Genomic DNA, 13,531 nt, shown 5'->3' with positions numbered 1-13,531 from the left:
ACAAAAAAAGCCGACCACATCAGGATAATCCCTGAATTATGATCAGCTGAACGGTGAGCTGGGTTTACTTTAGAAGCAAAGTTGTTAATGTAATCTTTCATCAAACATGAGTTGAATTTGAATACCAAAGGGATCCTCAATGATACCGTAGGCTTTACTAAACACATTGCTGGATAACGGAGAAATAATTTTCACGCGCTCGTCTGTGATTAAGCTTTTATAAAAACCTTCAATCCCCTCTAAGTCAGCACTTTGAATACATAATGAAGTGTTATTGCCCACTGTATATTTCTCATTCGTATTCATTGTATCTTCTGCTATCATTATTTTTGTTTTTCCGATTAACAGGACAGAGTGAGTAATATAATCCTTATTTTCATCCGTAAGCTGTATGGAGCTGTCACGCTCTGCAAGTTGTTGATAGGTGACACGTAACAATTCCTCTGCATCAAAATGCTTTTTGTAAAATTCTATAGCTTCCTTGGCTCTTCCCTTCATCGATAAGAAAATAGCTACTTCTAGTGTTGTACTCATAGTGTAAATCTCCTTCGTATATTTGATATGTGATCTTAAACTTATTATCATATATAAAGGTATCAAAACATGACACCTTAATAAGGAGCTTTTTATATGAAGAAATCAGAACGATTAAATGACATGATGAGATACTTAAACGGGCGAGAGTTTTTTAATCTAAGTAACCTTATGGAGAAATACAATATTTCAAAAAGCACAGCGCTACGTGATGTTACTTCATTAGAACAATTGGGTATGCCTATTTTCGCGGAACATGGAAGACACGGACGTTATGGTATTCTAAAAAACAGATTGTTATCCCCTATTATTTTCACGATAGATGAAGTCTATGCGCTGTATTTTGCCATGCTGACGTTAGAATCTTATCAATCCACACCCTTTCATCTAAGTGTTAACAAGCTAAACGAAAAGTTCGAGCACTGTCTATCGAGTACACAAATCAACCAGATTCACAAAATGAAAAAGGTCCTGCAATTCGAAATGTATCAGCATAAGCATGTCAGCCGTTTTTTAGATAAAATCCTAGCAAGTATTCTAAATGAGAGTGCCTGTAACATTGAATATACAAAAGAAAACCAAACAAAAAGCTACCCTGTTCAATTCTTTAGGATTTCCGCTAAGTTTGGTCAATGGTATGCCACTGGAATAGAGCTTGCGACGAATACATATAGAGTTTTTAGATGTGATCGAATAACCTTCATTGAAGAAGAGGAAAGCAAGGCTCGTTATTCTATAGAAGAACTTCTTAGTCGTTCATTAGAAATCTATCAGTCTGCGAAAAGTATTGACTTTGAAGTTGAGATTGCGGAACAAGCAAAGGATATTTTTTATAAAGAACATTATCCTTCTATGGAAATAGAGGCTGGTCCGAAAACAGTCATTAAGGGATTCTATAATCCAGGTGAAGAGGATTTCTTGGCTAATTATTTTATCCGATATGGTCATGCTGTTACATCCGTGAAACCTGAAGCCTTAAAACAAATAATCAAAGATAAGTTAGAGCAACTGGTAAATCACTATCAAAAAATATAAAGCTAATCAAAAGGGGTAAAAAACATAGCTTGGAGAACTGCCTTAGCCTTTTTGAGGTTGCGCGTATCCAGTTGGTTAAGCATGTCTACGATTTGACTCATTTCATCGTTTTCCACTGGCTCAAGAGATGCTCCGGTAGTTAATAGTTCTTTTTCAGCAACAGATTCCGAATGAACCCATGACGCTTCCAAAGTATCCTCGAAGGCTTGGATTATAAATAACAATTCATCCGTGTTATATCTCTGTAGAAACCGGTTTATCCCTTTATTCATCTGCTTATGTAGGGCTAAATGCAAATCGAATATTTCTTTCCCTAGAGGTGTTGTAAGAAAAAGCACTTCTTTTTTATTATCGGGGAGAAACTCCGTGCGAATAATTTCCTGTTGCACTAATCTTCTTGTGATTTTGGACACGCTGCCTTTTGGAATTCCGAATTGCTTCGAAATGGTAGTACCATTCACCGGCTCAAGCTGTCCAATCGCATCTATTACATGCAGCATCATGACTGTGGAGTCTTGGAGGAAATCAATGATAAGGGGATTACTGCAGTTCTGAATCAACCATTCCTTCTCTTCGTCATCCTCCGATTGAAATCGCTTTTGTAATTGGGGAATCTTCTCTATTAATTTTTTTATCAAAATATCCTTATTAGGTAAGTTCTCGAAAGAATGCGTCACTGTTACGTCTCCTCGTAAATTCATCTTATGCTCATTTTAACAAGATACAGCTCATAAATAAAGTTTCCTAGAAATAATATTGACAACAAGGAAACTTAAAACGTATTATTGTTTCCATAGTTAATATTTAATTTCTAAGAAACAATAAATGATAAAGAAGGTGTTTATATGAATGTCTTAATTATTTTTGATCATCCCTACGGTGCATCAGCGTCCGAGAATATCCCCCATCAGCGAAGCTATTCCGCAGCTTTATTAGCCTCCGTTATGCGAGGTCTCACCACCAAAGGCCATACGATTGATCTTATCGACCTGCATGCCGATGGATTTGATCCGGTCATGTCACGCGAAGAACTCACTGCTTGGCGACAAAAGAAAACCACCGACCGGCTAGTCGCCAATTATCAGCAGCGTCTTATAGCAGCGGATCATATCGTCTTCATTTTCCCTATATGGTGGGAAGCCATGCCCGCTCTTACCAAAGGTTTTCTTGATAAGGTATTCGCAAAAGGCATTGTCTACGAAGAAACTAAACCTGGGCGGCCCTTCAAATGCTTGCTCCCAAATATTAAAGGAGTGTCCTTGCTGACCGTAATGAACACACCCGACTTCTTTTATCGCTGGATTTTTGGCAACCCCATCACCAAAATTCTATTCAGAGGCACCTTCCGCAAAATGGGAATACGGAAGAACCTCCGTTGGTATAATTATGCCGGGATGTCAGATCGCTGCTTAGAAGAGCGGGTGAAGCATCTTGATAAAATTGAACAACGGTTTGCACGACTGGACTAAACTAGACTAGACTAGATCAAATTACTCAAGCGCTGACTGATTCTGAGGCTAGCCTAATATAAAAAAACACGCCAATAACTGGCGTGTTTTAGTTAAATTTATTAAAATTCTTCATACGATGCGGGATCTTGATCAGCTATGCGACCTTTTGGCGAGGTTAATGCGGAAATAACGGTCATCTCAGCTTCCGATAATTGAAAATCAAAAATATTCAGATTATCGCGCTGATGCTCTAGAGAAGAAGCCTTTGGAATGGGAATAGCCCCAAGCTGTATATGCCAACGTAAGATAACTTGCGATATCGATTTATTATGGACCTTACCTATTTCCGCTATTTTCTCATTTTCCAGTACGCTGCTAGCTCGTCCCAATGGACTCCACGATTCAATCACTACCCCATGCTCTTTGTTCCATGCACGCTGCTCTTCCTGATTAAAATGAGGATGCAGCTCAATCTGATTCATGCTCGGCGCTACGCCAGTTTCTTGTATCAAACGCTCGATATGCTCCGGCAAAAAGTTACATACACCGATGGAGCGGATCAAACCTTGCTTCCGTGCCTCGATCATCGCCTGCCAGGCTTCAACATATAAATTCACTCTAGGGTTAGGCCAGTGGATGAGATAGAAATCATAATAATCCAATCCGGCTCTGAATAAAGACTCCTGTATGGTGGCTAATGCTTCTTTATAAGAGTGATGGCGACCTGGCAGCTTGGAAGTAATGAGCAGTTCTTCCCTAGGCACAGAAGTTTGCCGAACAGCCTGGCCTACAGCACCTTCGTTCTCATAATTAAACGCAGTGTCGATCAGACGATAGCCAACATCAATCGCCTTAGTGATGTTTTGTGCTCCCTCAGTACCATTTAACGCGTAAGTACCAAAACCAATAGCAGGCACCTTCACTCCATCGTTCAATATGATTTCAGGTATTCTCTCAGTCATCGTCGCACTTCTCCTTTGTTGTCATTTAAGCCCCTGCCGATCCATCTTATAATTATTATAACATCTTCATAGTAAACTCAATCATTGGGTTACCTGAACAACCTCTAGCTTATTGGTAAGCCGCTTTCGTGGGCATCCGATTTATTTTTTATAGTAAAATGAATCTACAGCACTGGATTTTCGTAATGTTATGAATTAAAAGTAGAGATAAGAGGTGTACCCAATGAAGGAGCAATATCCAGCTAGGCTTGAATTGTTCGCAGACAACGCTCAGAGGATCAAAAAAGCTTTTCCATGGCAAAATGCAATGGTTAATCGGTTAGCGGCACTATTGTATGCTGTAGAGGACAAAGTTGCAGATGACGAAGCCATTCGTGCTAGCTACGAGCTAATTAAGGAGAGTACCGGGATTTTCTCTCAATTTAGAGGGGCTTCGGTGATCAGCATTGCTGCCCTGCTTTCACTTTCTGACGAAAAGGAAACTCTGCTTGCAAACACATTTGCCGTGTATGATTTAATGAAGGAAGCCAAATTCAGAGCCTCTGATTATCTCGTCGTTGCTGCCTATCAAATCGCTGCTAATGCAACATCGGATCGATATCAGCGTACGGTAGAACGAGCAAAGCTATTTTACGATAGTATGAAAGCAAAACATCGTTTCCTTACCGGACAAGACGATTATATCTTCTCCGCTATGCTTGGTCTTTCCGATATCGATGTTGAGAGTGGCGTGGACCGCATGGAGCAGCTCTATGTAACACTTAAGCCCGAATTTATGTCAGGCAACAGTGTGCAAGCCCTGACCCAGGTATTGGTTCTTGGGGAAGAAGCCCCTCAAGCAGCGGACCGTGTATTGGCATTAAGAGATGCATTTCGTGCACAGGGTATCCGGCTAGACAAGGAATATACCCTCTCCTCGCTAGGCGTGTTATCCCTGCTCCCTTGCAACAAGGAGGACATCGTTACTGATGTCTCAGAGACTTACGAATTTTTGCGTACAAAAAAGGGCTTCGGTAACTGGTCTATTGGCAAGCAGGAATTACTGCTCTTGTCTTCTGCACTGGTAGCCTTCAGATCTGTGGAGGATGTGCAAACCGGCGTATTAACTACGATGCTTTCCACCAACATTACCAATATTATAATTGCTCAGCAGGCGGCTCTTGCCGGGGCAGCGGCTGCGTCAGCTGCGGCTGCAGCTTCTTCTTCGAATTAGATTGAATCGTGAGGGAAAGATATGGACTCAATAAAAATCTTCACAACTAGAAATGAAGAATTATTAAACCGTCTACTGAACATTTGGGAATCATCCGTGCGGCATACTCATCTTTTTCTATCCGAGCAGGATATTGATGCTTTGCGGCCGCTGGTTATGCAGGCGCTTGAGGGCATAAGCGATTTGTTTGCTTTTACAGATGATGAGGAACAGTTGATTGGCTTCATAGGGGTTCAGAATAATAAGATTGAAATGCTGTTCGTAGAACCTGCTGTAATGGGAAAAGGCGTTGGAAAAGCACTTGTAGCTTATGTCATGCAGGAACTCGACGTACACCTCGTAGATGTGAATGAGCAAAATCCCCAAGCTTTAGGTTTCTATGAGCATATGGGATTTCAGGTTTTTGAGCGTTCAGCACTCGACGAACAAGGTAATCCTTTTCCTATCCTGCACATGTCGCTTAAGTAGCTTTTTCCTATGCAGGAGACAGTTCGATGCATTTTAGTATCGTAAAAGACAACAGAGCAGCGATTCTCAAACGAGAGAATCGCTGCTCTGTGTTTTATTTGTCTGCTTCAATAGAGTTTAGTTTAGGTTAGCTAAGCTAGGAGCGGCTAGGAGTAGATAAGAGGAGCTAGGCGAAGCGGCTTCGAGTATTCGGTTCACCTATAACTAATATCTGCATCTGCATCTACTTCTACGCCTATATCCTCATGCACATCGCCGAATCATAGTTCCCTGTTGCTTACGGACTCAGGGGGCGCTATTTGCTCATTTGTCGCCTTTGAGGCATAGTTTCGGACTCCAGTGTCGCTATTACATAGAAAGAGCCGCATTTCTGACGTTTTTTATGCCAATAGCTGCTATGGAGTCCGATAACATCCCAAATGGCGGATAATCCGGCGTTTAAGGTCATCTGGGTCCGATAGCGTCGGGCATAGATTCAGATAGCAAACAATATCGTCAGAAATCGTCGGATGGCATCCGATAGCGAACGATAGCGTCGATTCCTAACCATCCCCTGTTCCTTACAGAGCCAGATGACTCTATTTGCTCATTTATAGCCTTTGAGGTATAGTTTCGGACTCCAGTGAAGCTATCCATAGAAAAAGCCGCAGCTATGGCGTTTTTAGATGCTATTCCACCGACTTCAAAGCCTCAATCATATGGATTCGTTTGAGCTTAATATGCATGAACGCCATGACAATACCGGAAAACAACAGTGTTAGGAGCGCCGCATAAATATAACTTGGCCACTTGATGATCGGAGCGAACATCGTCGCATCCAGCTCGGCCGTCTTCAGGACGAAGCTATGCAGCACTATGCCGAGACCCGATCCAGCCACAATACCGAGTAGGCTAAGCAGCATATTCTCGCGGTAAATATACATGGTTACTTCCTTATCGTAGAAGCCCAGTACCTTAATGGTTGACAGCTCCCGGATCCGCTCGGACACATTGATATTGGTCAAATTGTAGAGGACGACAAAAGCCAACGCCGCCGCTGAAACAATGAGCACTAAGGTTACAACGTCCATACTCTTCATAGTCTCATCGAAGGCGGAGCCTACACTGCTGGAAAAGCTGATGGCAGCGACGCCCTCATTAGCCGTCAGCTTTTCACCAAATTTATCTTCCCATGTCTTATCATGTGCGGTGTAGTTCAGCAGTTCTGTGTTGAATAGCGGTTTTTCTCCGAACACAGAAGCATAATACGCCGGTGTCATATAAACATAGTGCATTACATAATTCTCTGTAATCGCTGCGACCTCAATTTCGAACGTCTCATTATCTTTGTCCACCACGGTCAATTTATCGCCAGACTCCAGCCCATACAGCTTAGCCAGTTTTTCTGAGATAATAGCCCCATCATCCGTAAGCATCCGCCCTTCTCCACTCTTTCGATCACGCAACTCCACGAAATCGGATAGAGAGTCAACGGAGGTAGGAACGAACAGATGAACCTCTTGATCATTTACACCACTAGCATGTGCGGTCATCCGTTCTTGCGCCACACTCAGCGTCCCAGTTACTGCAGATTCACCAGTGATTAGTTGGTCGTAGGCTTTTAGCACATCGGCAGACACATCTTCATGCAGTGCCACAAGTGCATCATATTTCATAATCGTGCCGAACTGCGACCCGGCGATGCTGCCAATTGAATCCTTGAGACCAAATCCCGTCAGGATCAGCGCTGTACAGCCAGCCACACCGAATACAGTCATGAACATCCGCTGCTTATAGCGGAATAGATTCCGTGCGGTAACCTTTTGGACAAAGCTCAATCGCTTCCATATAAAAGTGACCCGCTCCAGTAAAATACGCTGGCCACTCTTTGGTGCCTTCGGACGCATCAATACGGAAGCATTGCTGCGTAATTCTACCCGTGAAGCAATCCACGCCGTCAACGTAGTACATATTAACGCTACGATAACGGATATGATCGAATACGAAAGATAGAAATTCTTCGTGATATCCGGCAAGTTATAGATTGCACTATACGCATCGTAGATAATACCCGGAAACAGGGTAAAACCAACCGCAAGACCCGCAATTGAAGCCGCCAGACTGGCAAGCGTACCATAGACCAGGAATTTGGCCATGATGTCGCGGTTAGCATAACCAAGTGCTTTCAGGGTCCCGATCTGCAGGCGATGCTCCTCAACCATCCGTGTCATGGTCGTCAAGCTGACCAGCGCAGCAATCAGGAAAAAGAACACAGGAAACGCACTCGCAATCGCCGACAACCGATCAGCGTTATCTTTATATTCGGCATATCCCGGATTAGCGCTTCGGTCAGTAACGTAGACCTTAAGTTGCTCCAGCTCTGCAAGCTTTTGCTCCCCTGCCGCCAATTCCTCCTTGGCAGAAGCAAGTCCGGCAGCAATTGCCTTCATGCTTGCAGCCTGTTCCTGCTGCACTTCCTCCGGCTGGCGCTGCAAATCCGCAAGCTGCTGCTCGGCGGCGGCCACCTTTGCGCGGCCACCAGAAAGCTCTTTCTCGCCTTCCGCCCGCAGCTCAGCAAGCCGTGCTTCCGGCACGCCGGACATCGCCTGCTCTACAGCATGGGTATGCTGTTCGATCAGATCTTCATACTCCGGCGAATAAGCCTTCACCCCGGCTGTATCCTTAAAGGACAGATAGGCTTCCGTATACACCGGAAGCTTGAAATCCGACTCCGGGATCGCGGCGAACGCATCCGCCGTACCTTTGCCGATCCCACTGGTGCCCCGGGTACTTTGCTCAATAAACTGTGGACTTCTAACAAAGCCAACTACGGTATACTCCAGTGTCTCGAAGCTGTTCGACAGCTCCGTATCCGTACCGTTTCCACTGAAAGATACCTTGTCACCCAACGCATATTCTTCCGCTAGCTTATCGTCCAGCACGATTTCACCGGAATGCTCCGGTAGATGGCCTTCAATTATACGGTATTGATTAAGTGGTTTATCCGTGTTGTAAGAATTGACTTTAAGTATTAAGGCATTATCACCCATGAATACATCTGCGCTATAGCTCGGCTGAATCTCATCGATCCCCTGTACATTTATGAGTAACTCGATGTTGTCTTCAGTCAGGCCGTAGTTAGTCTGCACCTTCAGATCCATCAAGCGCTGCTCTTTGTAAAAGATTCCAGCTGTATTCAGCATATCTGGCCCTGTAGCCTTGATTCCGGCAAAAAAGCTGACGCCTAACATAATAATTGCAAAAATCGAAATAAACCGGGCTTTGGTATGCCCAATTTCACGAAAAATATCTTTCCACAATGCACGCTTTTTCATAGATGCCTTCTCCTTACCATTCAATATCGTCAACGGATACCGGCGAAGGATTGATCACCATCTTCCGTACCTTAGCGTTGTTAATCTCTATAACCCTGTCAGCCATCGGAGCGATCGCCAGATTATGTGTAATTACGATGACCGTTGTCCCGGTGTTACGACAAGTATCCTGCAGCAGCTTCAGCACCTGCTTGCCGGTGTTATAATCAAGCGCTCCTGTCGGCTCGTCGCAGAGCAGCAGCTTCGGCTGTTTAGCCAACGCTCTGGCGATAGCGACACGTTGTTGCTCACCACCGGACAACTGAGCCGGGAAATTATCTAACCGCGCGCCCAGACCCACATCCTCCAGCACCTTACGTGCATCTAGTGCACGCGGGGAAATCTGCGAAGCAAGCTCAACATTTTCCAGTGTGGTCAGATTAGGCACTAGATTATAGAACTGAAATACAAAACCTACGTCATTTCGGCGGTAGCCTGTCAGCTCCTTGGCACTAAACTTAGCGATATCAATGCCATCCACAATGACCTGACCTTCATCGGCGGAATCCATTCCACCCAGAATATTAAGCACTGTAGATTTACCCGCACCACTTGGGCCGACGATCACGGCAAATTCACCTTTTTTTATCTCAAAATCAATCCCGTCATTCGCGACAATTACATTCTCGCCCATCTTGTAACGCTTGTACTCCCCTTTTACAGCAACAAAACTCATTCCTCTTCCTCCTGTCCCTATCCGAACTAAGTCTAATTACTCTACATTGTCTCAGTTTATCATAATTAGAACGCTCAAGCCCGAATGGCAAACCCTCATTACACAAGGTGAAATTCACATCATTAATAAGTTCATTTTTTTGTAACAATAATGTAACAAGGAAATTTTACCGTAAACGATACTTAGTCATTTGATAATGTTATAATCACTTTGTTTTATTTACTCTTTTCAGGCAAGAGTGAAAGAACAAGAACAATCAGAAACAGGTGATCAGATGTTCGAACTGAAATGGCTATGGCAGAACCTAGAGGGAAACCGGACGCGATACATTCTGGCACTCTGCCTTTCGGTGGTGGGCTCAAGTCTTACAATCGTGAATCCGTACATCAGTCAGCGCATTGTCGATACGTTTATAGCCGGTGACAACGCCCTGCAGAATCTTACACAAGAACGGCAATTATTAATTATGCTCTGTCTGGGCATGATTGGATTTTCTCTACTGCGCACAGGTCTCGCATATTTCACGACCATGCAGTACGAGATATCCTCGCAAAATATGATGTACAATGTCCGCATTTATTTGTACAACAAAATTCAGGGACAGGACAGAAAATACTACGATCATAATCGTACCGGCGATCTCATGACCAAGATGACAGGCGATCTGGACATGGTCCGTCACTCTATGGCCTGGATTTTTAAGACGATCATTGAATCGCTAACGATCTTCCTTGCCGCCGTTATCTATTTTTTCACTATAGATGCGGAACTGACGCTGTGGATGCTTATCCTGTCACCGCCCATTTTTATCGTGGCTTACATATTCGCTAAACGCGTCCGTCCTATGTATATTGACCTGCGTGAACGGCTGTCCCAGCTTAACACGACTACACAGGAGAATATCTCAGGCAACCGTGTGGTCAAGGCTTTTGCCCGCGAGGAATTCGAGGTCGAAAAATTCACAGAGAAGAATGTCAACTATTCTACGGCGAACAAAAAGGCCGCCCTTGTATGGCTTGATTATTTTCCTTATCTGGAATCCTTCGCTCAGGGCTTCAACGTAATTCTTATGTTGGTTGGTGGTTTGTTCCTTATGAACGGCCGGATCACCTTCGGTGAGTTTATGGCCTTCTCTTCGCTTATTTGGGCTATATCGAACCCTATGCGCAACATCGGTATCATTATCAACGACATTCAGCGCTTTTTTGCGAGCTTGTCCAAAATCGTAGATATCTATTATGCCCGGCCAAATATTGTTAACGAGCATACTGTCACTGACAAACGCCGTTATGAAGGCCGTATTGAATTCGATCATGTCCGCTTTAAATATGATAGCGCTATCGTACTGGACGATATTAGCTTTACCGTTGAACCCGGTGAAACTGTAGCAATCATGGGCGCGACAGGATCAGGCAAAACAACAATCATCAACCTCATCCCTCGCTTCTACGATGTAGCTGAAGGGCGCGTACTAGTAGACGGTGTTGATGTTCGGCAGCTGGAGCTTGATGAACTTCGTGGAAATATCGGCATGGCGACCCAAGATGTACTTTTGTTCTCTGATACCATTGATGGAAACATCGCCTATGGCGATCCTGATCTTCCGGAAGAAGATGCAATGGGTTATGCAGAGCTCGCAGCCGCACACGACTTCATTACCAAAATGCCTGAAGGTTATGATACCGTTGTCGGGGAACGCGGAGTCGGACTGTCGGGAGGGCAAAAGCAGCGTATTGCCTTAGCGCGTGCTTTGGCGGTACACCGTCCTATCCTGATTCTCGATGATACGACCTCTGCGGTCGACCTTGAGACGGAGGAGCATATCCAAAAAAGTCTACGTGAACTGGACTATCCTTGTACGAAAATTATTATTGCGCAGCGTGTATCTACTACCTCGCAAGCGGACCGTATTCTCATTCTGGATGGCGGGAAGCTAGTTGAGGAAGGGACTCACACTGAACTGCTGGCGAAACGTGGTTACTATTACGAAGTGTTTAAACTGCAGAACGAGGGTATTGGAAGGCAGGTGACCGCAAGTGGCAAGGAATAAATTTGACGTCGATGAAAATCTTGAATCGCCGTTTAATATAAAACACTTCCGGCGTGCGATGGTATATATCAAACGAAAGAAAACGCCAATGATTGTTGCGTTCGTGCTCAGTGCACTTTCAGCAGCCATTTCACTGTCGGCTCCGCTGATCATGCAACATGTCATCGACGTGACCATTCCGGCAAAAGAGAAGCTTGCACTGCTGGGTTGGGCTGCACTGATGCTTGTGACCATCGTGGTCAGTGTTTATCTGGCTACGATACGCTCGCGCATCATGACGAGTGTTGGGCAGGATATTATTTTTGACATCCGAACGGATTTGTTTAAGCATCTGCAAGAATTGCCTTTCAAATATTATGACGACCGCCCACAGGGCAAGATCCTTATCCGGGTCGTAAACTACGTCAACGCCGTTTCAGATGTGCTGTCCAACGGGATTATCAACTTTATTCTAGAAATCGTGAATTTACTCTTTATCGCAGCCTTCATGTTCGCTGTCGACGTACGACTCTCATTTGTCATCCTTGCCGGACTGCCAGTCTTCCTTGGCATCATGCTGCTGATCAAAACCCGGCAACGCCGGGCATGGCAAGCAGTGTCCAACAAAAGCTCTAACCTGAACGCCTATCTGCAAGAGAGCATCAGCGGTATTGGTGTGACACAAATGTTCTCCCGGGAACAACGTAACGAAGGAATCTTCACACGTCTCGCAGGTAATTTCCGTAAAGAATGGATGAAGGCTCAACGTTACAACTTACTTATTCCGTTCTCTGTAGACAACTTGTCTACGATTGTTACATCATTGATTTTCCTTGTAGGCCTACTAACTCTGAGTCCTCAAGATATGACCCTCGGTGTCATTCTGGCGATGAGCAGCTACGCTGCCCGCTTCTGGCAGCCGATTCTGAGTCTTTCGAACCTGTACAATAACTTCATCAACGCCGTTGCCTATCTTGAGCGTATCTTCGAAACGCTGGATGAACCGGTTACCGTCAGTGATATTCCGGATGCAAAAATACTGCCATCTGTACAGGGCCATGTCACCTTCGACGATGTAACTTTCGCCTATGACCCGGGGCTTAATATTCTGGAAAATATCTCCTTCAAGGTCAAAGCGGGAGAAAGCATCGCGCTGGTAGGACCCACAGGTGCGGGCAAAACAACCGTCGTCAATCTGATCTCACGGTTTTATAACATTTCCAGTGGTCAGATTCTGATCGACGGCCAGGATATCTCGCAGGTGACGTTAAAATCTCTTCGCAGCCAGATGGGGATTATGTTACAGGATAGCTTCATCTTCTCCGGTACCATTCTGGACAATATTCGGTACGGCCGACTGGATGCGACCGAAGAAGAAGTAATCGCCGCTGCAAAGGCCGTTTGCGCCGACGAATTCATCCGTGAATTCGATCAAGGCTACATGACAGAGGTCAATGAACGTGGCTCCAAGCTGTCTCAAGGACAGCGGCAGCTCATTTCGTTCGCAAGAACACTTTTAGCAGATCCGCGCATTCTCATCTTGGATGAAGCCACTTCTTCCATTGATGCGAAGACTGAGCGCTTATTGCAAAAAGGGCTGAATGAACTGCTTAAGGGACGCACCTCGTTCATTATCGCGCATCGCCTCTCCACCGTAAAAAACTGCGATCGTATTATGTACGTATCTAACAAAGGCATCGCGGAAAGCGGCTCACATGATGAGCTTATCGCACAGCGGGGCCTTTATTACCGCCTCTACACAGCACAGAAGATGGAAGCTTAATTGAAGAAATACCAAAAGAGCTCAGGC

At 44.7% G+C, this 13,531-nt stretch carries 11 protein-coding genes; 6 read left to right on the top strand and 5 right to left on the bottom strand.

Features of this window, described 5'->3' with window-relative positions; translation table 11 throughout:
- Nucleotides 1–84 precede the first annotated feature (84 nt).
- Nucleotides 85–534: a VOC family protein gene (locus MKX34_RS03795; RefSeq protein WP_076105333.1), complete on the bottom strand. Its 450-nt coding sequence runs from the start codon at nucleotides 532–534 to the stop codon at nucleotides 85–87.
- Nucleotides 535–630: 96 nt separating this feature from the next.
- Here MKX34_RS03795 and MKX34_RS03790 point away from each other — a divergent pair, with 96 nt between their 5' ends.
- Nucleotides 631–1,569: a YafY family protein gene (locus tag MKX34_RS03790; protein WP_038568750.1), complete on the top strand. Its 939-nt coding sequence runs from the start codon at nucleotides 631–633 to the stop codon at nucleotides 1,567–1,569.
- Nucleotides 1,570–1,571: 2 nt separating this feature from the next.
- Here MKX34_RS03790 and MKX34_RS03785 read toward each other — a convergent pair whose 3' ends face one another.
- Entirely contained in the window at nucleotides 1,572–2,270 is a 699-nt protein-coding gene (locus MKX34_RS03785) for a winged helix DNA-binding protein (protein WP_076098701.1), read from the bottom strand.
- A 144-nt stretch (nucleotides 2,271–2,414) separates the two neighbouring features.
- Between MKX34_RS03785 and MKX34_RS03780 the strand changes: the two genes are divergently transcribed.
- Complete coding sequence (locus MKX34_RS03780) at nucleotides 2,415–3,038, top strand: NAD(P)H-dependent oxidoreductase (protein ID WP_076296203.1); 624 nt, start codon at nucleotides 2,415–2,417, stop codon at nucleotides 3,036–3,038.
- A gap of 101 nt (nucleotides 3,039–3,139) precedes the next feature.
- Here MKX34_RS03780 and MKX34_RS03775 read toward each other — a convergent pair whose 3' ends face one another.
- Complete coding sequence (locus tag MKX34_RS03775) at nucleotides 3,140–3,982, bottom strand: aldo/keto reductase (protein WP_076296202.1); 843 nt, start codon at nucleotides 3,980–3,982, stop codon at nucleotides 3,140–3,142.
- Nucleotides 3,983–4,205: 223 nt separating this feature from the next.
- Here MKX34_RS03775 and MKX34_RS03770 point away from each other — a divergent pair, with 223 nt between their 5' ends.
- Entirely contained in the window at nucleotides 4,206–5,195 is a 990-nt protein-coding gene (locus tag MKX34_RS03770; protein WP_076146248.1) for a DUF4003 family protein, read from the top strand.
- 21 nt (nucleotides 5,196–5,216) lie between these two features.
- Entirely contained in the window at nucleotides 5,217–5,663 is a 447-nt protein-coding gene (locus MKX34_RS03765) for a GNAT family N-acetyltransferase (RefSeq protein WP_076296201.1), read from the top strand.
- A gap of 668 nt (nucleotides 5,664–6,331) precedes the next feature.
- On the opposite strand, the gene MKX34_RS03760 is transcribed toward MKX34_RS03765, so the two are convergent.
- Entirely contained in the window at nucleotides 6,332–8,977 is a 2,646-nt protein-coding gene (locus MKX34_RS03760) for an ABC transporter permease (protein ID WP_076296200.1), read from the bottom strand.
- Nucleotides 8,978–8,990: 13 nt separating this feature from the next.
- Nucleotides 8,991–9,692 carry an ABC transporter ATP-binding protein gene (locus MKX34_RS03755; RefSeq protein ID WP_036684849.1) on the bottom strand — a complete coding sequence of 234 codons (702 nt, stop codon included), beginning with the start codon at nucleotides 9,690–9,692 and terminating at the stop codon, nucleotides 8,991–8,993.
- A gap of 238 nt (nucleotides 9,693–9,930) precedes the next feature.
- Here MKX34_RS03755 and MKX34_RS03750 point away from each other — a divergent pair, with 238 nt between their 5' ends.
- Nucleotides 9,931–11,742 (top strand): ABC transporter ATP-binding protein, encoded by a 1,812-nt coding sequence (locus MKX34_RS03750; protein ID WP_256717556.1) that lies wholly within the window; start codon nucleotides 9,931–9,933, stop codon nucleotides 11,740–11,742.
- The gene (locus tag MKX34_RS03745) at nucleotides 11,729–13,504 is read left to right on the top strand and encodes an ABC transporter ATP-binding protein (RefSeq protein WP_076142576.1); all 1,776 of its coding nucleotides are present in this window, start codon (nucleotides 11,729–11,731) and stop codon (nucleotides 13,502–13,504) included. The genes MKX34_RS03750 and MKX34_RS03745 overlap by 14 nt, the downstream gene beginning before the upstream one ends.
- Nucleotides 13,505–13,531 lie beyond the last annotated feature (27 nt).

It is taken from the genome of Paenibacillus sp. FSL R5-0636, from assembly GCF_037974255.1.
Classification (GTDB): domain Bacteria; phylum Bacillota; class Bacilli; order Paenibacillales; family Paenibacillaceae; genus Paenibacillus_AQ; species Paenibacillus_AQ odorifer.
The sequence above is the reverse complement of the archived record's forward strand: the minus strand, read 5'-3'. Positions and strand labels throughout refer to the sequence as shown.